Source organism: Streptomyces sp. NPDC005722 (assembly GCF_040630935.1).
Lineage (GTDB): Bacteria > Actinomycetota > Actinomycetes > Streptomycetales > Streptomycetaceae > Actinacidiphila.
This window is the reverse complement of record NZ_JBEXYN010000002.1, coordinates 375,917-400,950: the sequence shown is the minus strand read 5'-3', so window position 1 is coordinate 400,950 and position 25,034 is coordinate 375,917. Positions and strand designations below refer to the sequence as shown.

Sequence of the window (25,034 nt, the reverse complement as noted above, 5' to 3'; positions counted from 1 at the left end):
TTGCCAGGGCTTAACGCGACGTACCCCGGGCCGTGTTCAGCGGTCGATGCGCACGGTGATTCCGGCGAGCTGGTCCTCGACCTGCTTGCGGTCGGCGTCGACCATGATCCGGGCGAGCTCGTCGACCCGTACCGAGGGCTTCCAGCCGAGGAGTTCCTCCGCCTTGCTCGCGTCGCCGATCAGCGCGTCGACCTCGCTGGGGCGCTCGTACTTGGGGTCGTAGCGGACGTACTCCGCCCAGTCGAGGTCCACGTGCGCGAACGCGGTCTCCACGAACTGCCGCACCGTGGCGGCCTCGCCGGTGGCGACCACGTAGTCGTCCGGCTGGTCGCGCTGCAGCATCCGCCACATCGCGTCGACGTACTCCGGGGCGTAGCCCCAGTCCCGGACGGCGTCGAGGTTGCCCAGGTAGAGCCGGTCCTGCAGGCCGGCCTTGATGCGGGCGACGGCGCGGGTGATCTTGCGGGTCACGAAGGTCTCGCCGCGGCGCGGGGACTCGTGGTTGAAGAGGATGCCGTTGACCGCGAACATGTCGTACGCCTCGCGGTAGTTGACCGTCGCCCAGTAGCCGTAGACCTTGGCGCAGCCGTAGGGGCTGCGGGGGTGGAAGGGCGTCCGCTCGTTCTGCGGCGGCGGGGTGGCGCCGAACATCTCGGAGGAGGAGGCCTGGTAGATCCGGGTCTCCACACCGCTGGCGCGCACCGCCTCCAGCAGCCGCATCGAGCCGAGACCGGTGACGTCCCCGGTGTAGAGCGGGGCGTCGAAGGACACGCGGACATGGGACTGGGCGCCCAGGTTGTAGACCTCGTCGGGCCGCAGGTCGCGCAGGAGGTTCACCAGCGCCACGCCGTCGGCGAGGTCGGCGTGGTGGAGCACGAAGGACCGGTTCGCCTCCTGCGGCCCCTGGTAGATGTGGTCGATCCGCTCGGTGTTGAAGCTGGACGACCGTCTGACGAGGCCGTGCACGGTGTAGCCCTTGTCCAGCAGCAGCTCCGCGAGGTAGGAGCCGTCCTGGCCGGTCACACCGGTGATCAGGGCGCTCTTGCCCATGCGATCTCCCCCCTTGGGTCGGTTATGTTTCTTTTGCGTACTGATGTTTGGAATCACCCCCGGTGGGGTGAACCCTGCTGGCAGAATCCGCTTCCATGAGCGAAGCGAACGCACTCCTGCCCGACCGCGCCCGGATCTTCGTCGCGGGCCACCGTGGTCTGGTCGGATCGGCGGTGACCCGGCGGCTGACCGCGGACGGGCACGAGGTGATCACCCGTGGCCGCGGCGAACTCGACCTGCGCGACGCGGCGCGCACCGAGGCGTTCCTGAAAGAGCGGCGTCCCGACGCGGTGGTGCTGGCGGCCGCCAAGGTCGGCGGCATCATGGCCAACAGCACCTACCCGGTGCAGTTCCTCGAGGACAACCTGCGCATCCAGCTGAGCGTGATCGCGGGGGCGCACGCGGCCGGGGTGGGCCGGCTGCTCTTCCTCGGCTCCTCGTGCATCTACCCCAAGCACGCGCCGCAGCCGATCTCCGAGGACGCCCTGCTCACCGGCCCCCTGGAGCCGACCAACGAGGCGTACGCGCTCGCCAAGATCGCCGGCATCGTCCAGGTGCAGTCCTACCGGCGGCAGTACGGCGCCTCGTTCGTCTCCGCGATGCCCACCAACCTGTACGGCCCCGGCGACAACTTCGACCTCGAGACCTCGCACGTGCTGCCCGCGCTCATCCGCCGCTTCCACGAGGCGCGACGCGACGGCGCCCCTGAGGTGGTGCTCTGGGGGTCGGGCAGCCCGCGCCGGGAGTTCCTGCACGTCGACGACCTCGCCGCCGCCTGCGCGGTGCTGCTGCGCTCGTACGACGGCGAGGAGCCGGTCAACATCGGCTGCGGCGACGACCTGACGATCCGTGAGCTCGCGGAGACCGTACGGGAGGTCACCGGCTACGAGGGCGCCGTCGCCTGGGACACCTCCAAGCCCGACGGCACCCCGCGCAAACTGCTGGACGTCTCCCGCCTCACCGCCCTCGGCTGGAAGCCGGAGATCCCGCTGCGGGACGGGATCGCCGCCACGTACCGCTGGTGGAGGGACGATTTCGCGGTCTGACATTCAGTACGCCCCGCGGCCGTCCACGACGGCCCGGAAGGTGCGGGCCATCACGTCGACGTCGCTGGTGAAGGTCCAGTTGTCGACGTAGCGCAGGTCCAGCTGAAGCGTTTCGTCCCAGGAGAGGTCCGAGCGCCCGCTGACCTGCCACAGGCCGGTCAGGCCGGGCTTCACCGACAGCCGGCGCAGCGCGACCTCGTCGTAGCGGGCGACCTCCTCCGGCAGCGGGGGACGTGGGCCGACCAGCGACATCTCGCCGCGCAACACGTTGATCAGCTGCGGGAGTTCGTCCAGCGAGCAGCGGCGCAGGATCCGCCCGACCCGCGTGACGCGCGGGTCGCGGCGCATCTTGAACATCAGGCCGTCGTTCTCGTTGGCGGTGGCGAGCTCGGGCTTGCGGTCGTCGGCGTCCGTCACCATCGTGCGGAACTTCCACATGGTGAAGGGCGCGCAGTCCAGCCCGTGCCGGATCTGCTGGTAGAACACCGGCCCCTTGGAACCGAGCCGGATGGCCGCCGCGATGAGGCCGAACAGCGGCGAGAGCAGCAGGAGTCCGGCGGCGGCGCCGGCGCGGTCCAGCACCTCCTTCAGGCCCACCTGGACCCCGCGCCGCAGCGGCGGGCTGATGAGCAGCAGGGTGAGCCCGGCGGCGGAGGTCAGCTCCACCCTCCGCACCGCGACGTCGGTCAGGCCCGGCAGCACGGCCAGCGGGATCCCGGCGTCGTGCACGGACCACGACAGCTGCCGCAGCCGCTCGCCCGCCATCCGCGGGCCGGGCGCGACCAGCACCAGGTCGGCGCCGAGTTCCCGCGCCGCGGTCAGCACCGCGCCGGAATCGGCGCCCGGCCGCGCCGGGGCCAGCGACTCCAGCCGGGCGGCCACGGGCGCGCCGCACTCCAGGTTGGCCAGGCCGACCGGGATCGTGCCCACCACGACGTACTCGTGGTCGGTGCGCGCGGCCAGCTGGTCGACGACGTAGTCGGCCGCGCTCGGCTCGCCGATCACCAGGACGCGGCGCACTGCCTGCGCCTCGCGCCGGGAGGCCAGGAGGTGGCGGTACGTCAACTTGCGGCAGGCGGTGGTCAGCAGCAGGCCCGGGGTGAGCGCGAGCAGCGCCACGGACGGTTCGGAGTGCTCGCCGAGCAGCGCGCGGACCACCGCGAGCACGCCGAGCAGGACCAGCCAGTCGTAGAGCACGGACAGCCCGCTGCGCGACTCGCCGAGCGTGCGCCGGGCGTACCTGCGGCGGGCGGTCTGGACGGCCGGCCAGGCCACCGCGACGGTCGCGGCGCACAGCACCGGGTGCGGCTGGAACGTGGCGTCGAAGACGACCAGGACCGGGAGCGCGACCCCCACCGCGTCCGTGACGAGCGCCGCCGGCAGGTACCAGCGCGCCTTGTCGCTCAGCCCGCGCGGGGCGGCCGTCCGGCCGCGCGCGGGAGACGTATCCGTCGGGCCTGAATTGGGTATACCGACACGCCGCATGGACCCCCCTGGCACAACGCGACAAATGTGGGCGCACTCGCTACTTCCCCAAGCAGCAGTGCGCCGTAGTAACCCGGAACGCTATGCCAAACAGTTGTGCGTTCGCTGCGGTTTACGAAATTTCGGAGGCCAGTTGTCCTGAAGTTCACATTCGGCTTGATCTGTCCGCCGACGGGCCCTGTGGTGCGGTAAGGCGCCGTCCGCGGACCGTTCCTGACCGTACGGGGTCGAGGGCCCCTTGTCCGCGCTCGTGACGCGCTCCGGCGTGCGGTTCGTGCGCCCCTGGTGGGGGTGTGCCGCGCACGGCCGTTCCGTATACGGTTCCGGCCGGCCGGAACGGCGCGTTCCGGAGCGGGAGGGAGGGTGACGGAGCGGGCGGACCCGGTCAGTATGGTGTGACCATGCCAGGAAGCCGCATCGCGCCCACCCCGAGACACATCGGCAGTCCGGTCCGGTTCCTGTGGTGGCTGGTCGTCAGCCAGCGCCGCCGGGTCGCCTTCGGCGCGCTGCTGGGCAGCACGTGGACGGTGAGCCTGGCCCTCTCCCCGTACCTGCTGTCGCGCGCCGTCGACGACGGCCTGCGCGCCCACGACCACGGCGCCCTCGCCGGCTGGTCCGGGGCGCTCCTCGCCGGCAGTGCGGGCACGGCGTGGCTGGGCATCGCCCGGCACCGGACCATGACCAAGGTCCGGATGGACGCCTCCTTCCGCACCGTCCGGGTCACCGTGGCGCACGCGACGCGCCTCGGCGCCACCCTGCGGCGCCGGGTCACCGCGGGCGAGGTCGTCGCCATCGGCATGAGCGACGTCCAGGCCATCGCCCAGTCGCTCACCGTGACCGGCCCCGGGGTCGGCGCCGTCGTCGCGTACGTCGTCGTCGCGCTGCTCCTGCTCTCCATATCCCCGCTGCTCGCCGCCGTGGTGCTGGCCGGGGTGCCGCTGCTCGCCGTGACCGTCGGGCCGCTGCTGCACCGGCTGCAGGGCGTCGGCGCCGGATACCGTGAGCAACAGGGCGCGCTGACGGCGCGGTTGGTGGACATGGTGACCGGACTGCGGGTGCTGAGCGGCCTCGGCGGCAAGGAGGCGTACGCCGCGCGCTACCGCCGTGACTCCGCGGACCTGCGCGAGCAGGGGTACCGGGTCGGCGCCGTGACCAGCTGGGTCGGCGCGCTCGGCAACGGGCTCCCCGCGCTCTTCCTGGCGGTCGTGACCTGGCTGGCCGCACGGATGGCCGCGCAGGGCACGATCAGCGTCGGCGAACTCGTGGCCGTCTACGGCTACGTCGCCGTGCTGGTGGTGCCCGTGGCGTTCTTCATCGAGGGCGGCGCCGACCTCGCCCGGGCCCTCGTCGCCGCCCGGCGGGTCATCCGCTTCCTCGCCCTGCGGCCCGAACACGCCGACGACCCGGGGCGGCCCACCGCCCCCGTCCCCGACGCGCCCGCCGCCCTGCGCGACCCCGACTCCGGCGTCGAGGTCCGCCCCGGGCTGCTGACCGCGCTCGCCGCCACCCGGCCCGAGGACGCCGTCGCCGTCGTGGACCGGCTCGGCCGCTTCGCCCCCTCCGACGTGACCTGGGGCGACGTCCGGCTGGACGCCGTCGCCGTCGGGCCGGTCCGCGAGCGCGTGCTCGTCGCGGACAACGAGGCCGACCTCTTCGCGGGCACCGTCCGTGAGGTCGTCGCCGGACGCCGCGAACCCGCCGACGACGCCGTCCGCGCGGCCGTCCACGCCGCCGTCGCCGACGACGTCGTCGACGCGCTCCCCGACGGCCTCGGGTCCGCCGTCGCCGCGCAGGGCCGCAACCTCTCCGGCGGCCAGCGTCAGCGCCTGCGACTCGCCCGCGCCCTGCACGCCGCCCCGGACACCCTGCTCGCCGTCGAACCCACCTCCGCCGTCGACGCCCACACCGAGGCCGCGATGGCCGCGCGGCTGCGCGCCGCGCGGCGGGGCCGTACGACCCTGGTCACCACGACGTCCCCGCTCGTGCTCGAACAGGCCGACGTCGTCGTGTTCCTCGTCGACGGCAAGACGGCCGCCACCGGAACGCACCACGACCTGCTGCGTGACGAGGCCGGCTACCGGGCGCTGGTGTCGCGCGGCGCCGGCGGGGAGGCGTGATGACGACGGGGGTGCTGCCGGTCGCCGACCGCGCACGGGTACGCCGCGCCGCCTTCGCCGAACTCCGCGCCGACCGGCGCGCGTTCGCCGGCGTGCTCGGCCTCAACGCACTGGCCGCGGCCGCCGGACTTGCCGGACCCCGGCTGCTCGGCGGCATCGTGGACACCGTCAAGGACGCGCCGGGCCGCGCCGCCCTCGCCACCGTGGACCGGCTGGCCCTCGCCATCGCCGCCTGCACGGTGCTGCAGGTCCTGCTGTCCCGCCAGGCCCTCAGGGCGGGCGCCCGCTTCGGCGAGCGCGCCGCGGCCCGGATCCGCGAACGCTTCCTCGACCGTACGCTCGCACTCCCCGCCGCCACCGTCGAACGCGTCCCCACCGGCGACCTGGCCGCCCGGGGCACCGGCGACGTCACCGCCGTCGCCGTCACACTGCGCGACGCGGTGCCCGAGGTCCTCATCTCCTGCGTCCAGGTGCTGTTCGTCCTCGGCGCCGTCGTCCTGCTCGACCCGCTGCTCGGGCTGTGCGGGGCGGCGGGCATGACGGTGATGGGGGTCGCCCTGCGCTGGTACCTGCGCCGGGCCCGCGCCGCCTACCTCGCCGAGGGCGAGGCCAACTCGGCGCTCGCCGAGGAGCTCGCGGCCACGGCGGGCGGCGCGCGCACCGTCGAGGCCCTCGGACTGCAGGAGCGCCGCGTCGCCACGGCCGAGGCGGCCGTCGCCGAGGCCCGCCGCACCCGGCTGCGCACCCTGTGGCTGCGCACCGTCCTCTTCCCGGCCGTGGACGTCTCCTACACGCTGCCGGTCGTGTGCGTGCTGCTCGCCGGCGGCGCGCTCCACGCCCGGGGTGCCGTCTCCCTCGGCACCGTGATCGCCTCCGCGATCTACCTGCGGCAGATGGTGGGGCCGCTGGACAACCTGCTGATGTGGGTCGAGCACCTGCAGGGCAGCGCCGCGTCGTACGCACGCGTCGAGGGCCTGGCCATGGTCCCCGCCGCCGGCCCGCCCACCGCGGCCGTGCCCGCCGACGGCCGCATCGAGGTGACCGGCGTCCGGTACGCCTACGGCCACGGCGGCGACGTGCTGCACGGAGTCCACCTGGACGTACGGCCCGGCGAGCGGCTCGCCGTGGTCGGCCCGTCCGGGGCCGGGAAGTCCACCCTCGGCCGGCTGCTCGCGGGCGTCGACCGGCCCCGCGCCGGCGCCGTCACCGTCGGCGGCGTGCCGCTCGCCGACCTCGCCCCGGACGAACTGCGCCGCCAGGTCGTCCTGGTCACCCAGGAGCACCACGTCTTCCAGGGCACGCTCCGCGACAACCTGCTCATCGCCGGACCGTCCGCCACCGACGACGCGTTGCGTGCCGCGCTCGCCGCCGTCGACGCCCGCTGGGCCGGCGACCTGCCGGACGGCCTCGACACCGAGCTCGGCGGCGGCGCCCACCACCTCGGCGGCGCCCAGGCACAGCAACTCGCCCTCGCCCGGGTCGTCCTTGCTGACCCGCACACCCTGGTGCTGGACGAGGCCACCGCCCTCCTGGACCCGACGACGGCGCGCGACACCGAGCGCGCCCTCGCCGCCGTCCTGCGCGGCCGCACGGTCATCGCCATCGCCCACCGGCTGCAGACCGCCCACGACGCGGACCGCGTCGCCGTGATGGACCGCGGCGTGGTCACCGAACTCGGCACGCACCACGAGCTGGTGGCCGGCGGCGGCGCCTACGCGGCCCTCTGGCGCTCCTGGCACGGCACGACGGGCACACCGGGGTCGCCGGGCATGCCGCCCCCCGGCACCCGGGACGCCGCACCGGTGGGCGCGCCCGACGAGGGGTGACCGGGGTCAGCGGAGCGCCTGCGTGCCGATCGCGGACAGGAGCCGCAGCCTGTCGTGGCTCTCGGAGCCCGGGACCGCGGTGTAGACGAGCAGGTGGTGCGACTGCTCCGGGTCCAGCAGCGTCTGGCAGTTCAGCTCCATCTCGCCGACCTCGGGATGGACGAAGCGTTTCACCTGGCCGGGGCGGACGCCGACCTCGTGGTCGTCCCACAGGCGCCGGAACTCCTCGCTCCGCGCGAGGAGCAGGTCGACGTAGTCCGCGGCGCGCGACCCGGGACCGCGCAGCGTGGCCATCTCCCGCAGGCCGGAGGCGAACATCCGGGAGATCAGCGGGTGGTCCGAGGGCGCGTACAGCGCGCGGCCGGCGGGGTCGGTGAACCAGCGGTAGACGATGCTGCGTGCCGGTCCGGTGTGGCGGGTCGTGTCGCCGGTGAGGGCGACACCGAGCGGGGTCTGGCGCAGCGTCTCGCCGAGTTCGGTGACGATCTCCGCGGGGGTGTCGCCGAGGCGGTCGAGGATGCGCAGCAGCCCCGGGCTGATGTGCGCACCGGCCGCGCCCCGGTCGGGCGGGACGTGTCCGGCGAGGCGGAACAGGTGGTCGCGCTCGTGGAGCGACAGGTGCAGGCCCTGGGCGATCGAGGCGACCATCTGCTCGGACGGCTGGGGGCCGCGCTCCCGTTCCAGCCGGGCGTAGTAGTCGGTCGACATGTGGCAGAGGACGGCGACCTCCTCGCGGCGCAACCCGCTGGTCCTGCGGCGTTGTCCGCGCGGGAGGCCGACGTCCTCGGGCTGCAGCAGCTCCCGGTGCCGGCGCAGAAATGCCGCCAGCCCCGACCGGTCGATCTCCATGCGTCTCCTCCCTCGGCGCTGCCTCCTTTCTACCGGCCGCCCCCGCGCGTAGCCACGGATCGGCGATCCCCCTCTGCGGTAGCGCCGCACGTGGCACCGCCCCACCGCGGCAGCCCCGCCCCGCGGATCAGCGGATCGACGGTCCCTGAACAACTCCCGCCGTTCCCTCCAGGGTTGGGGTCAACGACGACATCAGGGAGTGAGCACATGCCACGCACAGCCATCGACATCACCGTTCCCGACCTGTCCGGGAAGCGGGCCGTGGTCACCGGAGCCAGCGACGGCCTGGGGCTCGGCATCGCGACGCGCCTCGCCGCCGCCGGCGCGGAGGTCCTCATGCCCGTCCGCAACCCGGGCAAGGGCGAGACGGCCCTCGCCGCCATCCGCCGGCAGGTACCCGGCGCCGACGTGTCGCTGCGCGCGCTCGACCTGTCCTCGCTCGCCTCCGTCGCGGCGCTGGGCGAGACCCTGCTGGGCGAGGACCGGCCCATCCACATCCTCGTCAACAACGCCGGGGTGATGACCCCGCCCGACCGGCAGACCACCGCCGACGGGTTCGAGCTGCAGTTCGGCACCAACCACCTCGGGCACTTCGCCCTCGCCGCCCGTCTGCTGCCCCTCCTGCGGGCCGGCCGCGCGCGGGTGACCTCGCAGATCAGCGTCGCGGCGAACAGCAACGGCATCAACTGGGACGACCCGAACTGGGAACGGTCGTACGACGGCATGCGCGCCTACAGCCAGTCGAAGATCGCGCTCGGGCTCTTCGGGCTCGAACTCGACCGGCGCAGCGAGGCCGGCGGCTGGGGCATCACGAGCAACCTGTCCCACCCCGGGGTCGCGCCGACGAGCCTGCTCGCCGCCCGCCCCGAGGTCGGCCGCGACGAGGACACCAGGAGCGTGCGCCTGATCCGCGCCCTGTCCGCGCGCGGCATCCTCGTGGGCACGGTACGGACCGCACGGCTTCCCGCGCTCTACGCCGCCACCCACCCCGACGCCGAGCGGGGCGCGTTCTACGGGCCCCGTGGGCTCGCGCACATGGGCGGCGCTCCCGGACGGCAGCGGCTGTACGGCCGGTTGCGCGGCGCCGACGACGCCCGGCGCATCTGGGACGTCTCGGAGGAACTGGTGGACGTCCCCTTCCGGGGAGGACGCGGTGCGTGACGGGCGCTCCAGGCCCTAGCCGATCAGGCGCTTGCGCCAGTCCAGCGGGGTGACCGTGATGACGCTGTCCGGCTCCCCGTCCCACTCCCACGGCAGCCCGGCCGCCGTGAGCGCCGCGACGACCTCCCGGCCGATCGCCGCCGTCGTCCCGGACGAGCCGTCGAACCCGCCGTAGAACAGGGGCAGCCCGCGTCCGGCGGCCGCGGCGTCGGTGCACCCGGGGTGGAAGTGGACGAACCCGCGGACGCCGGGCGCACCCGCCGCGCCGGTCCCGGCGCCGCCGGACGGGAGGGGGCCGGTGACGTGCTCCCGCGCGGAGACGCCCGCCGCCTCCAGCGCCGCGAACGCGGCGGTGAGCCGTTCCGGGTCGGTCTCGCCCGTCCAGTGCGCCTGTTCCGCCAGGCGCTCCAGCCACATCCGGTCGGCGAGTTCGCGCGCCTGCTCGTGGGAGACCGGCCGTCGCCTCCCCGGGACGGGGAACTTCTCGGCGACCTCGGCCAGTTCGGCCCGGGTGGCGTACCCGCCGACCAGCACCTCGCGGACCCGTGCCTCCAGCATCGCGCGCTCGTGGTCGGCGAGCTTGAGCGGGCGGGCCCGTTTGGGGGCCCGCCGCTTCAGACGGGTCCAGTCGAGCCCGGCGTCCCAGCCCTTCTCGCCGAGGGCCCAGCCGGTCATCGCGGCCACCACGTCCGCCACGGGGTCGGGGGTGTCCACGAACACCACGTAGTGACGGTCGTACCCGCCGTCGCAGTGCTCCAGCTGGTAGTGGTCGTCCCCGGCGACGTGCCACACCTGGAGGAAGCGGTCCGGCAGGTCCGGTATCCGCTGGACGATCAGGAACAGGCCGTCAACGCCCCCGATCCCGCCCACCAGTTCCGCCAGCTCGCTCGCGGAGACCCGGACGTGCCGCCGCCCGTCCTCCCTGCACACGGTGATGGGAAGCATGCGGCCACCCTGGCACGGACCGCCGCCCGGGGCCACGGTCCGCGCACGCACGGAACGCACCGTACGCACCGCGCGCGAGCACCTTCCGTACCGCGAATCCCGGTTGACCCGGGCGCCGGCGTCCGGATACTTGCTGTCGTCCGGACCGGACCTGTGGAGGGCACTCGACCGTGCACGACGACCTCATGGACGTGACCACCGGAACCGTCGCGGCCCTGATCCGGGAACAGTTCCCGCAGTGGAGCGGCGAGGAGATCCGGCGCGTCCTCTCGACCGGGACGGTCAACGCCGTCTTCCGCATCGGGAACGACCTCTCGGCGCGCTTCCCGCTGCGTCCGGCCGGCGCCGCCGAGGCGCTGGCGGTCCTGGAACGGGAAGCCCGGGCGGGCGCGGAGCTGGCACGGGTGTCGCGGTTCCCCGTTCCGGAACCCGTCGCCCTGGGAAGGCCCGGAGCGGGCTACCCCATGCCGTGGTCGGTCCAGACCTGGCTGCCGGGAACGGTCGCCTTCGACGCCGACCCGAGTGGCTCGGTGGCCTTCGCCGAGGACCTCGCGGCCTTCATCGCGGCCCTGCGGGACGCCGGGACGCGAGGGCGGCCGTTCGGCGGGGACGGCCGTGGCGGCGTCCTCGCCCACCACGACGACTGGATGGCGAAGTGCTTCGAGGAGAGCCGGGGGCTGCTCGACGTGCCCCGGCTGCGCCGACTGTGGAGCCGCTTCAGGGAGTTGCCGCGCAGGGGTGCCGACGTGATGAGCCACGGTGACCTGATCCCCGGCAACGTCCTGGTCGCGGGGGACCGGCTCGGCGGCGTACTCGACACCGGCGGCTTCGGCCCGGCGGACCCCGCGCTGGACCTGGTCGGTGCCTGGCACCTGTTGCGGCCGGGCCCGCGGAACGTGCTCCGGCGGGCACTGGGCTGTGACGACCTGGAGTGGGAGCGCGGAAAGGCATGGGCGTTCGAGCAGGCGATGGGGGTCGTCTGGTACTACGTCGAGAGCAATCCGACGATGAGCAGGATGGGGCGCCGGACGCTCGACCGCGTTCTGGGGTCGACGGACTGACGCCGTCCCGGGCACGGGGCATCAGCGGGGTCAGCCGGACCCCGACGGGACGGGACGCTCCTCCCCCGTCTCCGCCGGCCCGGGATCCGCGGCCCCCGGCGGCAGCGCACGCCACGGCAGGAGCAGGGCGCTGCCCAGGCACAGCAGGCCCGCCACGACGATCGCCACCCGGACACCCCCCACGGCGGCGACGGCACCGCCGGCCAGCATCGCCAGGGGCTGAGCCGTCCTGGACCCCACCGACCACGCGGTGACCACCCGGGTCATGACGGCGTCGTCCGTCGCCGCCATGCGGTACGTCGCGAAGGACGGGTTGAAGACCCCGGCGGCCACCAGCAGGAAGGTGTCGGCGGTGATCAGGACGACGGTCCCGAGGGGCCCGGGGGGTGCCCAGGCGAGCAGCAGGAGCCAGGGCGTGCGCAGGACCCCGGACAGCAGCAGCACCCGGTGCGGGCCGAGCCGGCCGGTCAGCGGCGCGGTGAGGCGGGAGCCCAGCACGCCCCCGAGGCAGGGCAGACCCAGTGCCAGACCGTACTGCCAGGGGGCGAAGTGCAGTTCACGGAGCATCAGGACGGTCATCAGCGGACTGCTCATCATGACGGCCCCGCCGAAGAGCAGGGCGTTCCAGAAGAGCGGACGCAGTCCGCGGTGCCCCAGGACGTAGGCCCAGCCGGCCAGGAGGTCCCGGCCGCCGCCGGTCGAGCCTGCCCGCGCCGGAGGCTCCGGCTCGGGGCTGCCGATCCGGCGGACGCCCAGCGCGGACAGCAGGAAGGAGAACGCGTCCACGCCCAGGGTGACGGTCGTCCCGAGGGCCGTGACGAGCAGCCCGCCGATCGGCGGCCCCGCGCTCTGGCTGAGCCAGGTGGTGGTCTCCAGCCGCGACACGGCCCGCAGGCGGTCACCCGGTGGGACGAGGCCCTTGAGGTGCGCGGTGCTCGCCGCGCCGGACACGATGGCCGCGGCCGCCTGCACGATGCCCACCAGGCACAACTGCGCGAAGGTGAGGGCACCGAGGGCCGCCGCGACCGGGACGGAGAGCAGCACGAGGCAACGGAGCAGATCGGCGGTGATCATGACGGGCCGTTTGCGGCGCCGCTCGACACGGCCGCCCAGGGGAAGGGTGAGCGCGGCGCCCACGAGCGCCGACAGCGCCGCGAGGAGGGACACCTGGAAGGTGGTGGCGTCCAGCGCGAGGACGGCCACCAGCGGCAGGGCCCCGGAGCCGACCGCGCTCCCCGCCGCGCTCACCGCGTAGGCGCCCCACAACCGCCCGAAGTCCCGCCGCACACCGTCCGATTGCCATCCCGACGAGGTCATGACGCGCGAGCCTAGGCCGTCCCGCCGACAGCCGCCCCGTCGGCGCCTCCACCGCCCGGGCGGGCGGGGGAGGGGGTGGGGCGAGGGCGAGTCACGACGGGCCCCGGTCCGGGCCTGCCGTCCGGGGGTCAGCTGCCGGTGCTCCTGGTGCCGGCGGGCCCGTACGTGGTGGGCCGGGCGACGCGCCAATTCGCGTCGATCGGGGGCGGGGTGAGGGCGTGTGGCGACGGGCCCCGGTCAGGCCCCGCCGCCCGGGGGCAGTTGCTGGTGCCTCCAGCGCCCTGCGGGGTGGGCTTCCCGAATGGGGTGCCGACTCTTCCCGGTCGAGGGTGCGCAGAGGCCGCGTGCGACAAGCCCCTGCCAAGCACTGCCGGCGGCTTGGACTGCCCCGTCGTCCGCGGGGGGTGCTTTCACCACGTTGGGGGGAGTGCTTCGACGGGTGCGGCGCGGATCGGGCCGGGGGCGAGACCTGCGACGAGGGGCCCGGCCCCGTGAGGGCCGCGGGTCACTCGCGGGCCCCGGCCCGGGCGGCACGCCGCCGGCCGTCGCAGGAGCCCGTCCCCGTCCGTGCCGGCGCCGGCCGTGTACACACGTCCTTGCCGCGCACGACCCGCACCCCCCCCGCACGACGCACCAGGCGCCCGGGCCCCGCACCTCCGGTGCACCCTGCCCGCGGCGGTCCCGGCGGGCCTTACCCTTGATCCTTGTGTCCTCCCTGCAATCCGCCCTCGCCGGTCTCCTCGACGGGCTCCCGCCCGGCCGTGCCACCCAGGCCGTCGACCGGCTGATCGCCACCTACCGGGGGCGCACCACCAGCAGCACCCCGATCCTCCGCGACCGCTCCGACGTCGCCGCCTACGCGGCGTACCGCATGCCCGCCACCCACGCCGCGGTCGGCGCGGCGCTGGCGGAGTTCCGGGCCCGGGCGGGGGAGTGGGCGCCCGCGAGCCACCTGGACGTGGGCGGCGGGACCGGCGCCGCGACCTGGGCGGTGGCCGACGCCTGGGAGGACGGGACGCACACCAGCACCGTGCTCGACTGGTCGGACGCGGCCCTCTCGCTCGGACGTGAGCTGGCCGCGGAGTCCGGGCACCCGGCGGTGCGGGACGCGCGCTGGCAGAAGACGCCGCTGGGCAGCGGGGCCCGGCTGCCGGAGGCGGACCTGGTCACGCTCTCGTACGTCATCGGCGAACTGACGGGCCCCGACCGCGACGCGGTCGTCGCCGAGGCCGCCAGGGCGGCGCGCGGCGCCGTGCTCGTCGTCGAGCCGGGCACCCCCGACGGGTACGCGCGGGTCCTCGCGGCACGCGAGAGGCTCGTCGCGGACGGCTTCCACGTCCTCGCCCCCTGCCCGCACGACGGCACCTGCCCGGTGACGGCCCCGGACTGGTGCCACTTCGCCGCGCGGGTCGCCCGTACCTCGCTGCACCGGCAGGTCAAGGGCGGCTCCCTGCCGTACGAGGACGAGAAGTTCAGCTACGTCGCCGCGGCGCGCTTCCCCGTCGCCGGGACCGGCTCACCGGACCGCGTGGTGCGGCACCCGCAGATCCGCAAGGGGCAGGTCCTCATCGACCTGTGCACGGTCGAGGACGGCCTGCGCCGCGACACCGTCACCAAGCGGCACGGGCAGCTGTACCGCGCGGCCCGCGACGTCGCCTGGGGCGACGCGTGGCCGCCCGCGGCCGAGCACGAGCAGGAGTAGCGCCCGGCGTCAGGCGTCAGCCGCCCAGCACCGCCATGGCCGCGTTGTGCCCCGGAACTCCGCTGACCCCGCCGCCGCGCACCGCGCCCGCCCCGCACAGCAGCACGTTCGCGTGCGCGGTCCCCACGCCCCAGGCGCCGCCGCCCGACTCCGCGTACGGGAAGGCCAGGTCACGGTGGAAGATGTGGCCGCCGGGCAGGCCGACCTCCCGCTCCAGGTCGAGCGGGGACTTCGCCTCGACGCACGGCCGCCCGTCCGCGTCCACCGCCAGGCAGTCCGCCAGCGGCTCCGCGAGCACCGCGTCCAGCTGCGCCAGGGTGGCCTTGAGGAGGGTCTCCTTCGCCTGTGCCGGGTCGTCGGCGAACAGCCGCGCCGGGGCGTGCAGCCCGAACAGGGTGAGGGTGTGCACGCCCTGGGCTGCCAGCTCGGGGGAGAGGATCGAGGGGTCCGTCAGCGAGTGGCAGTAGATCTCGGACGGCGGCGCCGTGGGCACCGTGCCCGCGGCCGCCTCGCGGTAGGCCCGCTCCAGCCCGGTGTACGACTCGGCGATGTGGAAGGTGCCGGCGAAGGCGTCGCGCGGGTCCACCGAGGTGTCGCGCAGCCGGGGCAGCCGCCGCAGCAGCATGTTGACCTTGAGCTGGGCGCCCTCCGGCCGCGGCGGGGCGGCCTCGCCCAGCAGCCCGGCCAGCGCGTACGGGGAGGCGTTGACCAGCACGTGGCCGGCGCCGACGACGCCGCCCTCGAAGGACACCTCGGCCCGGGTGCCGTCGGTCTCGACCGCCGTCACCTCGGTGCCGGTGACGATCTCCGCCCCGGCCGCGCGCGCCGCGTCCGCCAGGGCGTCGGTGAGGGCGCCCATGCCGCCGACGGGGACGTCCCAGTCGCCCGTCCCGCCGCCGATGACGTGGTAGAGGAAGCAGCGGTTCTGCAGCAGGGAGGGGTCGTGGGCATGGGTGAAGGTGCCGATCAGGGCGTCGGTCAGCACCACGCCGCGCACCACGTCGTCCTCGAAGAGCGACTCGACGGTCTCGCCCAGCGGCCGTTCGAACAGCGCCGACCAGGCCTCCGGGTCGGCCACGGTCCGTTCCAGACCGGCCCGGGAGGGCAGCGGCCCGGTCAGCGTCGGGAAGACCCGCTCGGCGACCCGCTGCGTCATGCCGTAGAAGCGCCGCCAGGCCTCGAAGTCGCGGTCGGAGCCGGTCAGCCGGACGAAGCTCTCGCGGGTCGCGGACGGCGACTCGGCGTCGACGAGGAGCCCGCCGTCGCCGTGCGGGGTGTACGAGGAGATGCGCCGGCGCCGCACCGCGAAGCGCAGCCCCAGGTCGTCGACGATCTTCCGGGGCAGCAGGCTCACCAGGTACGAGTACCGGGACAGGCGTGCGTCCAGACCGGTGAACGCCCGGGTGGAGACCGCGGCCCCGCCGGTGCCCGGCAGCCGCTCCAGCAGCAGCACTGAACGGCCGGCGCGGGCGAGGTACGCGGCGGCGACCAGGCCGTTGTGGCCGCCGCCGACGATCACGGCGTCGTACGAGGTGCGGAGGGGCAGCTGCTGCGACATGCGCCCCTTCGTATCACGCTCAGTCGCGCAGCTCCATGGTGCAGCACTTCACGCTGCCGCCGGCCTTGTGCAGTTCGGACATGTCCACCGGCACCGGCTCGTAGCCGCGCTCCCGCAGCCGCCCCAGCAGCCCGGTGGCCCCGGCGGGGACCAGGACGTTCAGGCCGTCGCTGACGCAGTTGAGGCCGAAGGCCGTGGCGTCCTGGCGGGTGGCGGTCAGCGCGTCGGGGAAGAGCCGGCGCAGCACCGCCCGGCTGCCGGGGGAGAAGGCGTCCGGGTAGTACATGATCTCGTCGCCGGACAGCACGCACAGCGCGGTGTCCAGGTGGTAGAAGTGCGGGTCGGTGAGCTCCAGGCCGATGACGGGGCGGCCGAAGAACTCCTGGAGCTCGGCGTGCGACAGGGGGCTGCTGCGGAAGCCCTTCCCGGCCAGCAGCCAGCTCTCGGAGACGGCGAAGTCCCCCTCGCCCTCGTTGACGTGGTCCGGGTCGTGCACCTCGCCGTAGCCGCTGTTCAGGAACCACTCGCGGTGCGCGGGTGCCTCCGCTGCCCGCTCGGGGTTGGCGAAGCGGGCGCCGAAGACCCGGCCGTCGACCACGGTGGCGCCGTTGGCGGCGAAGACCATGTCGGGCAGGCCCGTCAGCGGCTGCAGGATCTCGACGGTGTGGCCCAGCGAGCGGTAGCGGTCGCGGAGGTCCTCCCACTGCAGCAGGGCGAGCGCGGGGTCGACCGGCTTCGTGGGGTCCATCCAGGGGTTGATGGAGTACGTGACGCGGAAGTACGTGGGAGGACACATCAGATACCGGCGGTACGAGGCGGTGCGCGCTGCGCTCAATGAAGGCTCCTCGCGGTGTGGTTGAGGCCCGTGTGACCCGTAGTGACATGGTGGACCCACAGCGGACGCCGCGCACCGGATTGCGGACGCAAACACCCCCCGGCACAGCGGTCCCAGAAGCACCGGGAGGCCCCGTGCCGGGTTGACCCAAGTTCCTCTTATGATTCATGGGTGTTCGATTCCAGGCACATCAAGACGTTCCACACCGTGGTCACGGCCGGCTCCTACTCGGCCGCGGCCGTGGCGCTGGGTTACACCCAGCCCGCGGTGACCCAGCAGATGAAGGCGCTGGAGCGCTCGGTGGGCACCGCGCTCTTCGTCCGCGTGGGGCGGCGCATGCGCCTGACGGAGGCCGGCGAGGCGCTGGCCCGGCACGCGGAGGCCATCCTCGACAGCATGTCCGTGGCCTGGGAGCAGATAGGGGCGGTGACCCGGCTGGAGACCGGCCGGGTGAGGCTGTGCGCCTTCCCCAGCGCCAACGCCACCCTGATCCCCGAGGCGCTGGCCCTGCTCGCGGCCGAGCACCCCGGGATACGGGTCGAGCTGCTGGGCGACGAACCGCCCGACTCGCTGGAGCGGGTCACCCGCGGCGAGTGCGACATCACGCTGGCCTTCACCTACCCGGGGCTGCACGAGGCGGTGCCGGACGACCTGGTCGAGATCCCGCTGCTGGAGGACCAGCTCATGGTCCTGATGCCGGCCGGGCACCGGCTGGCCGGGTCCCGCTCGGTCAGGCTCGGCGACCTGGCCGGCGAGCGCTGGATCGCCGGCTGCATGCGCTGCCGGGTCAACTTCCTCCACGAGTGCGCCGAGCTGGGCTTCGCCCCCGACATCGCCTTCGCCACCGACGACAACCTCGTGGTGCAGTCACTGGTCGCCGAGGGCCTGGGGGTCGCGATGATGCCGGGACTGGTGCTGTCGTTCATGCGGCTGGACCGGGTCACCGGCCGGCCGCTCGACCCCGTCTCCCGCCGCCGGGTGGCGGCGTACGTGCCGCGGGACCACCTGCGGATCCCGGCCGCGGCCCTGGTGCTCGACGCGCTCCGGACGGTCGCCGAGCGGCGCAGCGGCTGCTGACCGCCGGAGCGCCGGACCGCCGTCCGCCCCCCATCCATAAGGAGGGGCACAGCGGAGTGAAGGAACTGTCAGTGGACGCGCGGGCCCGCGCGCACGGACGCTGCGGGCATGACCTCCGCGACCGTTCCGGCGCTCTCCGCGCCCACCACCCGGCTGGCCCGCCTCGTCGACGAGGTGCGGGGGACCGTCGGCCGCGGCCTGCCGCCCGGCCCGACGGCGCACCTGGTGGGCGAACGGCTCGCCCCGCACCTCGGCGCCCCCGACCTGCTGGCCGGGCGGCACACCGAGGGCGACCCGGACCGCTACCGCCAGCACGTCCTGCACGCCGAGGAGGACGGCAGCTTCTCGATCGTCGCCCTGGTCTGGCTGCCGGGGCAGCGCACCTCCATCCACGACCACGTGTCGTGGTGCGTCACGGGCGTGCACCTGGGCCGGGAGCACGAGCGCCGCTACCGGCTGGTGCCCGACGGCGCCGGCTCCCGCCTCGTCCCCACCCAGGACGTGGTCAACGCCCAGGGCGAGGTCTGCGGCTTCGCGCCGCCGGGCGACATCCACGAGGTGTGGAACGGCGGCACGGGCAAGGCGATATCGCTGCACATCTACGGCGCCGACATCTCCCGCCTGGGCTCCAGCGTGCGGCGTGTCTACCGGCTGCCGGTCGCCGAACGGTGAACCTCCGCACCCCGACGCGCAGCCCCCTGACGCACACGCGCCCGGCCGCGCCCGCGACCGCCCCCGCCGGGGCGAACCCGGCCGCCCGTCCCGCCGAGGGCCCCGCCGGAAGCGGCGCGGGCCGCCGCCGGGCCGTCATGGCCGTGCTGCCCGGCCTGCTGCTCGCCGTCCTCGGCGCCGCCCTGGCCACCGCGCTGCACCTGCTGCTGCCCGCCGTGCCGGTGCCCACCACCGCCGTCGTCCTCGGCATCGCCGCCGCCAACCTGCCCGGCCTGCGCACGACCCTGCGCGGCCGCGCCCGCCCCGGGCTGACCTTCGCCGGGAAACGGCTGATGCGGGTCGGCATCGTCGTGCTCGGGCTGCAGCTCGGCCTGGACGACGTGCTCGGCCTCGGCTGGGCCACGGCCGGCATGGTGGTCGGCGTCGTGGCCGCCACCTTCTGGGGCACGCTCTGGCTCGGCCGCCGCATGGGGCTGCGCGGCGACCAGCCGCTGCTGATCGCCACCGGCTACTCGATCTGCGGTGCCTCCGCCATCGGCGCGGTCAGCCAGGTCTCCGGCAGCGACGAGGAGGACGTCGCCGCCTCCGTCGCCCTGGTCACGCTCTGCGGCACCCTCGCCATCGGCGTGCTCCCGCTGCTGCACCACCCGCTCGGCCTGGACGACGTCCAGTTCGGCCGCTGGACCGGGGCCGGCGTGCACGACGTGGGCCAGGTCGTCGCGACCGCGCAGACCGCGGGCCCCGCGGCGCTCGGCGAGGCGGTGCTCGTCAAGCTGATGCGGGTCGCGCTCCTGGCGCCGCTGGTCGCCGCCGTCGCCTACGGCCTGCGCCGGCGGCGCGCCGTCTCCGGTGCCGAGGGTCCGGACGCCGCGGCCTCCGCGCGACGCACCCCGCTGCTGCCGCTGTTCGTCGTCGGCTTCCTCGTCATGATCGGCGTCCGCAGCACCGGGCTGCTGCCGGCCGGCGTGCTCGACGGCGCGCAGCAGGTGCAGCAACTCCTGCTGGCCATGGCCATGGTGGGGCTCGGCAGCATGGTGAACCTGCCCGTCCTGGCGCGTACGGGGCCGCGGGTGGCGGCGGTCGGGCTGATCTCCTGGACGCTCATCGCCACCGTGTCCTACGCGGGTGTGCTCCTGACCGGCTGACGCCCCGGCCGGTGCGCGCACCGCACCCCGGGGTGGCCGCGGGAACCCGCTTGACGGCAGCGCCTAGGGTGAGTTCATGCCGACACCGCAGACCGAGCCCGACGACGCCCTGCTCCCCGACACCCGCCGGGCGCTGCTGCACCGCGTCGCGGTCGCCCAGTCCCACAGCCGTACCCCCTCCCTCGTGGCGGCCGTCGTACGGGACGGCGAGGCCGTGTGGACCGGGGCCCGCTCCTGCGTGGACGGCCACGCCCCGGACGGGGACACCCAGTACCGGATCGGCTCCCTCACGAAGACCTTCGTGGCCGTCCTGGTGATGCGGCTGCGCGACGCGGGGCGTCTCGGGCTGGACGACCCCGTCGAGAAGCACATCGGCGGCACCCCCGCCGACGGGGTCACCGTGCGCCAACTCCTCACGCACACCGCGGGGCTGGCCGCGGAGACCCCCGGCCCCTGGTGGGAGCGCACGCCCGGCGAACTGCGCCCGGAGACCGCCGACCTCCTCGGCGAGACGCCGCGGCTGCACCCCGCCGGTGAACGCCACCACTACTCCAACCCCGGGTTCGCCCTCCTCGGCGCCGTCGTCGAGGCGCTCCACGACGGCACGCCCTGGGACGAGGTGCTCACCTCCGACGTCCTCGGACCGCTGGGGATGACCCGCACGACGCGCCGCCCGCGGGCCCCGCACGCCGGCGGCTGGGCCGTCCACCCGTACGCCGACCTGATGATGGCCGAGGCGGTGCAGGACACCGGACGGATGTCCCCCGCGGGCGAACTGTGGTCGACCGCCGACGACCTGTGCCGCTGGGCCGCCTTCCTCGCGGCGGGCGACGAGCGGGTGCTGGCGCCCGCGACGCTGGAGGAGATGCGCCGGCCGGCCGCTCCGGGCGGCGACCAGGGCCTCGGCGTACAGCTGATGAAGGCCCCGGGCGACCGGGTGCTGGTCGGTCACGGCGGCTCGATGCCCGGTTTCGTGGCCGGGCTGTGGTGCGACGTCGCCGAGGGCCTCGGCGCGGTCGTCCTCGCCAACTCCACCACCGGCGCCCCGGCCACATCGATCGCCGCCGACCTGCTGCGCCTCGTCGCCGAACGCGAGCCCCGCATCCCCGAGCCCTGGCGGCCCGTCTCCGACCCCGACCCGGACCTGCTCGCGCTCACCGGCCCCTGGTACTGGGGCACCGCCCCGCACGTACTGCGCCTGCGCGCCGGCCGCGACCTGGAGCTGGCCGCCCTCTCCGGCACCGCGCGCGGCGCCCGCTTCCGCGCGCGGCCGGACGGCACCTGGACCGGCCTGGACGGCTACTACGACGGCGAGACCCTCCGCGTCGTGCGCACCCCCGACGGGGCCGTCAGCCACCTCGACCTCGGCTCCTTCGTCTTCACCCGCACCCCCTACGACCCGGCGGCCCCCGTCCCGGGCGGCGTCGACCCAGCCGGCTGGACCGCCCCCGTCGACTAGCGTCAGGCCGTCAGGGGGAACTCGCGGCCGAGCGCCGCGAAGACGGCCGAGTTGTGGGCGAAGGCCCGCCGGCACTCGTCCACGACGCGCTGCTTCTCGAGCTCGTCGACCGGCAGGGCGTCCAGCAGGCTCCGGTACTCGCGCTTGAACGCCGCGGGGTTGCCGATCGCCTCGAAGACGTAGAAGCGCACGCCGTCGCCCTTGCGGGCGAAGCCCCAGGTCCGCTCCGCGATGCCGCGGATGACCTGGCCGCCCGAGAGGTCGCCGAGGTAGCGGGTGTAGTGGTGGGCGACGTAGCCCGCCGGCCACACGCGGGCGGTCCCGGCGATGCGGCCGGTGTAGGCGAGGGTCTCGGGCAGCGCGGCGGCGTACTCGCGCCAGCCGGGCGCGAGCAGGTGGTCCAGGTCGCGTTCCAGGGCGGCGACGCGGGACAGCTCGGGGCGCAGGAAGGGGCCGGCCACGGGGTCGCCGGCGAGTTCCGCCGCGGCGTCCTCCAGGGCCCGGTAGACGAACCAGAGCTGCTCGGTGTAGCGCGCGTACGCGGCGACGCCCAGGCGTCCGCCGAGCAGGTCGCCGAGGAAGGCCGAGTTCTCCGCCTCGCTGTGCCGGTCGTGGCTCGCGGAACGGATGACGGCCGAGAACGGTGCGGACACGGAGCCGTGGGCTGGCGTCAAGGGAATCCTCCTGCGTCGGGCCTGCAGGAATCGTCGCAACTTAGGAGACCCTAAGTCAATGGGTTGCCGACAAGCTGTCGGAAAACCAGGCTAGCGCGGATCCGCCCGCCGGGGCGGTCGGCGCGTCGGCCCGCGGGTGACGGTGCTCACGGACCCGCGCCCCTGGCAGGCCGTCGCGGCGTGCCCCACGAGCAGCGGTGACGAGGAAATCATTCCCGTATGTCCGTGAAATCCCTCATGGGTGTCCCCGTCGCGCTTCGCCCCGGTACGGCGGGGCGTACGCCATCACCCCTTCAGGGGGGACCCCGCGTGACACCGGAATGCGGACGGGGAGCAGGATGGTTTCCACCATCCGTGGATTCCGCCTACGGCCTTTCCCTCGTTACGTAGGGTGGAGCAAGGGTTCACGGGGCGAGGAAAGAGGCTCGATGGTCACCAAGGGCAGGTTGTCCGACTGGCTGCGCCGCAAGGCGGGGGAGCGTGGTGCCGGGATGGACGGGGCCGCGGTCCGCGCGGCCGCCGGTGGCCGGAACGGGGACGACCTGCGCCGGGACGAACTCCTGCTGGAGGCCGCGGGTTCGGGCCTGCCGCTGGCGCCCGCCGCCCATCCCTCGCCGGTCTCCGGCTACCGCTGTTCCTGCGACCGGATCGGCTGTCCCACCCCGGGCACGCACCCCGTCTCCTTCGCCTGGCAGACGCAGGCCACCACCGACCCCGAGCAGGTCAGGCGCTGGCTGCGCGCGCACCCGCTGGCCAACTTCATCACGGCCACCGGCATCGCCCACGACGTCCTGGACGTACCCGCGGAGGCGGGCCGCATGGCCCTGGAGCGGCTGGCCGCCGAGGGCTCCGCGGCCGGACCCGTAGCGGTCTCCGAAGGGCGGATGCTGTTCTTCACCGCCACCCGCGCCACGGCCGACGAGGACGAGTGGTGGCCGTGCGAGCTGGACTGCCATCCCGAGACCCTCGACGAGCACCCGGGCCTGCGCTGGCACTGCCGCGCCAGCTACGTGCTGCTGCCGCCCTCCCGGCTGCCCTCCGGTGCCACGGTCGCCTGGGTCGCCGGCCACGGTCCGGACCGACCGCTGCCCGACCCGCTGCCGCTGCTCGCGGTGCTGACCGACGCCTGCGCCCAGGTCGAGCCCGAGCCCGAGCCGGTCGGCTGGCTGCACTGACCCCCGCGGCACGGCCCTCCGCGGGTCACTCCCCGCGCGCGGCGACCAGGCCCACGGTGCGGGTGAGGAAGACGACCTGACCGCCGCCGTCCTTCGCCGCCGGGACGAGCACGGCCTGGCGGGCGATCCGGCCCAGCGTGACCGACTTCTTCGGGGTGCCGGTCATCAGCGCCTCCGTGTACGCGTCCACCTGCGGCGTGACGCCCGCCCGCAGCATGGTGACCTTCGCCGTGTGGTGCGTGGCGAAGAAGACCAGCGCGCCGCCGTCCTCGGTGCGCAGCCCCAGCGGCGCGAAGTCCCCCTCCGTGGCGGGCTGGTCGGCGAACTGGGTGGCCGAGCGGGCGGTACGGGCGGTCTTGGCCCGGCTGGTGATCAGTTCCGAGGTGGACGAGCCCGGGGCGAACACGGACACGTCCTTCGCGTCGCCCTCGGCCAGGTAGCCGGTGTAGGCACCGCCCAGCTCGCCCGGGTCCACGACCAGTCCTGAGCGCTCGGCCGCCACCGGCTCCACGTGACCCTGCCCGTCACGGGCGAACTCCGGTACGGCGGAGGCCCGGACGGAGGCGACGTACGAAACGCGCCACGCCTCGCGCGCGCCGCCCCGCTCGAAGACCATCAGCCACCGGTTGGTGCCGGGGCCGGAGCCGTCCGAGTCCGGCGCGACGTCGGCCACGAACCACTTGGGCCAGCCCACCTGGCGGGGTATCAGGAAGCGCGGGTCGCGAAGGCTCAGCGCCTTGAAGTCCGCGTCGCCGCCCGGGTCGACGCTGTGCCGGGCGCGCAGACCGGCCCCGTCGACGGCGCCGAGGGGACCGGACTCGACGGAGGAGATCAGCTTCGCGTCGAGCTTCCGGTTCGCCTCGTTGTTGACCTCGGTGAAGCGGTCCAGTGCCTCGGTGGCCTCAGCCTTCGTCACCGACGGGATGAGCGCCCGTTCCCCGTGCACCGTCACGCACCCGCTCAGCGGTGCCGCCGTCAACGTCAACAGGGCGAGCGCTGGCAGGAATCGCGGCCTGCGGGTCATCGGACGTCGGCTCCTTCGGGGCTGCGGCGGACGGCTTCACGGCCGGCGCGGTAACCCTACCGGGGCGCAGGAAGAGGAACATCGTGGGCGCGAGATACAGCGCCCAGACCGTGACCTGCAGCCAGGTCGGGTCCGGTTGGAAGTTGAACACGCCCTTCAGCAGCGTCCCGTACCAGGAGTCGGGGGGCACCACGTCGCTGATGTCGAAGGCCCTCGCCGTCAGCCCCGGCAGCCAGCCCGCCTCCTGCAGGTCGTGGAAGCCGTAGGCGAGCACGCCCGCCGCGACGACGACCAGCATCGCGCCCGTCCAGGTGAAGAACCTGGCGAGGTTGATGCGCAGCGCGCCCCGGTAGAACAGCCACCCCAGCACCACCGAGGTCAGCAGGCCCAGGACCGCGCCGACCAGCGGTCGCACGCCGTCGTCGGTGGCCTGCACCGCGGTCCAGATGAACAGCGAGGTCTCCAGCCCCTCACGCCCGACGGCGAGGAAGGAGGTGACGACCAGCGCGCCGGTGCCCATGGCGATCGCGGCGTCCAGCTTCCCGTGGAGTTCGGCCTTCAGGTGCCGCGCGGTGCGCCGCATCCAGAAGACCATCCAGGTCACCAGGCCGACCGCGACGACCGACAGTGAACCGCCCAGCGCCTCCTGCGCCTCGAAGGTGAGTGTGGAGGAACCGAACTGCAGGGCGGCGCCGAAGGCCATGCTCACCAGGACCGCCGCGCCGACGCCCAGCCAGACCGGCGGCAGCTTCTCCTTGCGGCCGGTCTTCACCAGGTACGCGACCAGGATGCAGACGACCAGGCTGGCCTCCAGGCCCTCCCGGAGTCCGATCAGGTAGTTGGCGAACACCGCCGG

At 74.5% G+C, this 25,034-nt stretch carries 21 protein-coding genes; 11 read left to right on the top strand and 10 right to left on the bottom strand.

Translation table 11 applies throughout. The features are described from left to right. Positions 1 to 36: 36 nt before the first annotated feature. Positions 37 to 1,050, bottom strand: coding sequence for a GDP-mannose 4,6-dehydratase (gene gmd, locus ABZ479_RS03935; RefSeq protein WP_500459705.1), 1,014 nt, complete (start codon positions 1,048 to 1,050; stop codon positions 37 to 39). Between the two features lie 95 nt (positions 1,051 to 1,145). Here gmd and ABZ479_RS03930 point away from each other — a divergent pair, with 95 nt between their 5' ends. Continuing rightward, the gene (locus ABZ479_RS03930; RefSeq protein WP_500459704.1) at positions 1,146 to 2,096 is read left to right on the top strand and encodes a GDP-L-fucose synthase family protein; all 951 of its coding nucleotides are present in this window, start codon (positions 1,146 to 1,148) and stop codon (positions 2,094 to 2,096) included. 3 nt (positions 2,097 to 2,099) lie between these two features. Here ABZ479_RS03930 and ABZ479_RS03925 read toward each other — a convergent pair whose 3' ends face one another. Beyond that, a complete protein-coding gene (locus ABZ479_RS03925) occupies positions 2,100 to 3,581 on the bottom strand; it encodes a sugar transferase (protein WP_500459703.1) in 1,482 nt (493 codons plus the stop codon). 401 nt (positions 3,582 to 3,982) lie between these two features. Here ABZ479_RS03925 and ABZ479_RS03920 point away from each other — a divergent pair, with 401 nt between their 5' ends. Both ABZ479_RS03920 and ABZ479_RS03915 read left to right on the top strand, forming a co-directional pair. Next, the gene (locus ABZ479_RS03920) at positions 3,983 to 5,698 is read left to right on the top strand and encodes an ABC transporter transmembrane domain-containing protein (protein ID WP_500459702.1); all 1,716 of its coding nucleotides are present in this window, start codon (positions 3,983 to 3,985) and stop codon (positions 5,696 to 5,698) included. After that, complete coding sequence (locus tag ABZ479_RS03915; RefSeq protein WP_500459701.1) at positions 5,698 to 7,524, top strand: ABC transporter ATP-binding protein; 1,827 nt, start codon at positions 5,698 to 5,700, stop codon at positions 7,522 to 7,524. The genes ABZ479_RS03920 and ABZ479_RS03915 overlap by 1 nt, the downstream gene beginning before the upstream one ends. Positions 7,525 to 7,530: 6 nt before the next feature. Here the strand turns inward: ABZ479_RS03915 and ABZ479_RS03910 are convergent, their stop codons facing one another. Further along, a complete protein-coding gene (locus tag ABZ479_RS03910) occupies positions 7,531 to 8,373 on the bottom strand; it encodes a helix-turn-helix transcriptional regulator (RefSeq protein ID WP_500459700.1) in 843 nt (280 codons plus the stop codon). A 207-nt stretch (positions 8,374 to 8,580) separates the two neighbouring features. Here ABZ479_RS03910 and ABZ479_RS03905 point away from each other — a divergent pair, with 207 nt between their 5' ends. Beyond that, positions 8,581 to 9,534 carry an SDR family oxidoreductase gene (locus tag ABZ479_RS03905; RefSeq protein ID WP_500459699.1) on the top strand — a complete coding sequence of 318 codons (954 nt, stop codon included), beginning with the start codon at positions 8,581 to 8,583 and terminating at the stop codon, positions 9,532 to 9,534. 15 nt (positions 9,535 to 9,549) lie between these two features. Here the strand turns inward: ABZ479_RS03905 and ABZ479_RS03900 are convergent, their stop codons facing one another. Beyond that, complete coding sequence (locus tag ABZ479_RS03900) at positions 9,550 to 10,479, bottom strand: DUF6891 domain-containing protein (protein ID WP_500459698.1); 930 nt, start codon at positions 10,477 to 10,479, stop codon at positions 9,550 to 9,552. A 185-nt stretch (positions 10,480 to 10,664) separates the two neighbouring features. On the opposite strand from ABZ479_RS03900, the gene ABZ479_RS03895 reads away from it, so the two are divergent. Further along, on the top strand, positions 10,665 to 11,540 hold the full coding sequence (locus tag ABZ479_RS03895) for an aminoglycoside phosphotransferase family protein (RefSeq protein WP_500459743.1): 876 nt from the start codon (positions 10,665 to 10,667) through the stop codon (positions 11,538 to 11,540). 30 nt (positions 11,541 to 11,570) lie between these two features. On the opposite strand, the gene ABZ479_RS03890 is transcribed toward ABZ479_RS03895, so the two are convergent. Continuing rightward, positions 11,571 to 12,857 (bottom strand): MFS transporter, encoded by a 1,287-nt coding sequence (locus tag ABZ479_RS03890; RefSeq protein WP_500459697.1) that lies wholly within the window; start codon positions 12,855 to 12,857, stop codon positions 11,571 to 11,573. 706 nt (positions 12,858 to 13,563) lie between these two features. Here ABZ479_RS03890 and ABZ479_RS03885 point away from each other — a divergent pair. After that, entirely contained in the window at positions 13,564 to 14,559 is a 996-nt protein-coding gene (locus tag ABZ479_RS03885) for a small ribosomal subunit Rsm22 family protein (RefSeq protein WP_500459696.1), read from the top strand. Between the two features lie 16 nt (positions 14,560 to 14,575). On the opposite strand, the gene ABZ479_RS03880 is transcribed toward ABZ479_RS03885, so the two are convergent. Next, positions 14,576 to 16,117 (bottom strand): phytoene desaturase family protein, encoded by a 1,542-nt coding sequence (locus ABZ479_RS03880; protein ID WP_500459694.1) that lies wholly within the window; start codon positions 16,115 to 16,117, stop codon positions 14,576 to 14,578. Positions 16,118 to 16,136: 19 nt separating this feature from the next. Then, positions 16,137 to 16,952 carry a dimethylargininase gene (gene ddaH, locus ABZ479_RS03875; RefSeq protein WP_500459693.1) on the bottom strand — a complete coding sequence of 272 codons (816 nt, stop codon included), beginning with the start codon at positions 16,950 to 16,952 and terminating at the stop codon, positions 16,137 to 16,139. 171 nt (positions 16,953 to 17,123) lie between these two features. Between ddaH and ABZ479_RS03870 the strand changes: the two genes are divergently transcribed. From ABZ479_RS03870 to ABZ479_RS03855, 4 genes are all read left to right on the top strand, one after another. Beyond that, complete coding sequence (locus ABZ479_RS03870) at positions 17,124 to 18,029, top strand: LysR family transcriptional regulator (RefSeq protein ID WP_499598334.1); 906 nt, start codon at positions 17,124 to 17,126, stop codon at positions 18,027 to 18,029. 108 nt (positions 18,030 to 18,137) lie between these two features. Further along, positions 18,138 to 18,701 carry a cysteine dioxygenase family protein gene (locus ABZ479_RS03865; protein WP_500459691.1) on the top strand — a complete coding sequence of 188 codons (564 nt, stop codon included), beginning with the start codon at positions 18,138 to 18,140 and terminating at the stop codon, positions 18,699 to 18,701. Next, positions 18,698 to 19,846 (top strand): YeiH family protein, encoded by a 1,149-nt coding sequence (locus ABZ479_RS03860; RefSeq protein ID WP_500459690.1) that lies wholly within the window; start codon positions 18,698 to 18,700, stop codon positions 19,844 to 19,846. Before ABZ479_RS03865 ends, ABZ479_RS03860 begins: the two co-directional genes overlap by 4 nt. A 76-nt stretch (positions 19,847 to 19,922) precedes the next feature. Beyond that, positions 19,923 to 21,305 (top strand): serine hydrolase domain-containing protein, encoded by a 1,383-nt coding sequence (locus ABZ479_RS03855; RefSeq protein ID WP_500459688.1) that lies wholly within the window; start codon positions 19,923 to 19,925, stop codon positions 21,303 to 21,305. Positions 21,306 to 21,307: 2 nt separating this feature from the next. Here the strand turns inward: ABZ479_RS03855 and ABZ479_RS03850 are convergent, their stop codons facing one another. Beyond that, positions 21,308 to 21,979: a biliverdin-producing heme oxygenase gene (locus tag ABZ479_RS03850; RefSeq protein WP_500459687.1), complete on the bottom strand. Its 672-nt coding sequence runs from the start codon at positions 21,977 to 21,979 to the stop codon at positions 21,308 to 21,310. Positions 21,980 to 22,407: 428 nt separating this feature from the next. Here ABZ479_RS03850 and ABZ479_RS03845 point away from each other — a divergent pair, with 428 nt between their 5' ends. Continuing rightward, positions 22,408 to 23,154, top strand: a complete 747-nt coding sequence (locus ABZ479_RS03845) for a bifunctional DNA primase/polymerase (protein ID WP_500459686.1) — start codon at positions 22,408 to 22,410, stop codon at positions 23,152 to 23,154. Positions 23,155 to 23,179: 25 nt separating this feature from the next. Here ABZ479_RS03845 and ABZ479_RS03840 read toward each other — a convergent pair whose 3' ends face one another. Both ABZ479_RS03840 and efeU read right to left on the bottom strand, forming a co-directional pair. Then, entirely contained in the window at positions 23,180 to 24,133 is a 954-nt protein-coding gene (locus ABZ479_RS03840) for an SCO2278 family lipoprotein (protein WP_500459742.1), read from the bottom strand. Next, positions 24,057 to 25,028 carry an iron uptake transporter permease EfeU gene (gene efeU, locus ABZ479_RS03835; protein ID WP_500459685.1) on the bottom strand — a complete coding sequence of 324 codons (972 nt, stop codon included), beginning with the start codon at positions 25,026 to 25,028 and terminating at the stop codon, positions 24,057 to 24,059. The genes ABZ479_RS03840 and efeU overlap by 77 nt, the downstream gene beginning before the upstream one ends. Positions 25,029 to 25,034: the final 6 nt, after the last annotated feature.

Excerpts from the sequence above, each read along its gene's own strand:
- ABZ479_RS03905 (WP_500459699.1), top strand. The coding sequence starts at position 8,581 with ATGCCACGCACAGCCATCGACATCACCGTTCCCGACCTGTCCGGGAAG.
- ABZ479_RS03930 (WP_500459704.1), top strand. The coding sequence starts at position 1,146 with ATGAGCGAAGCGAACGCACTCCTGCCCGACCGCGCCCGGATCTTCGTC.
- gmd (WP_500459705.1), bottom strand. The coding sequence starts at position 1,050 with ATGGGCAAGAGCGCCCTGATCACCGGTGTGACCGGCCAGGACGGCTCC.
- ABZ479_RS03920 (WP_500459702.1), top strand. The coding sequence starts at position 3,983 with ATGCCAGGAAGCCGCATCGCGCCCACCCCGAGACACATCGGCAGTCCG.
- ABZ479_RS03900 (WP_500459698.1), bottom strand. The coding sequence starts at position 10,479 with ATGCTTCCCATCACCGTGTGCAGGGAGGACGGGCGGCGGCACGTCCGG.
- ABZ479_RS03895 (WP_500459743.1), top strand. The coding sequence starts at position 10,665 with ATGGACGTGACCACCGGAACCGTCGCGGCCCTGATCCGGGAACAGTTC.
- ABZ479_RS03925 (WP_500459703.1), bottom strand. The coding sequence starts at position 3,581 with ATGCGGCGTGTCGGTATACCCAATTCAGGCCCGACGGATACGTCTCCC.
- ABZ479_RS03890 (WP_500459697.1), bottom strand. The coding sequence starts at position 12,857 with ATGACCTCGTCGGGATGGCAATCGGACGGTGTGCGGCGGGACTTCGGG.
- ABZ479_RS03855 (WP_500459688.1), top strand. The coding sequence starts at position 19,923 with ATGCCGACACCGCAGACCGAGCCCGACGACGCCCTGCTCCCCGACACC.
- ABZ479_RS03910 (WP_500459700.1), bottom strand. The coding sequence starts at position 8,373 with ATGGAGATCGACCGGTCGGGGCTGGCGGCATTTCTGCGCCGGCACCGG.
- ABZ479_RS03845 (WP_500459686.1), top strand. The coding sequence starts at position 22,408 with ATGGTCACCAAGGGCAGGTTGTCCGACTGGCTGCGCCGCAAGGCGGGG.
- ABZ479_RS03915 (WP_500459701.1), top strand. The coding sequence starts at position 5,698 with ATGACGACGGGGGTGCTGCCGGTCGCCGACCGCGCACGGGTACGCCGC.
- ABZ479_RS03865 (WP_500459691.1), top strand. The coding sequence starts at position 18,138 with ATGACCTCCGCGACCGTTCCGGCGCTCTCCGCGCCCACCACCCGGCTG.
- ABZ479_RS03880 (WP_500459694.1), bottom strand. The coding sequence starts at position 16,117 with ATGTCGCAGCAGCTGCCCCTCCGCACCTCGTACGACGCCGTGATCGTC.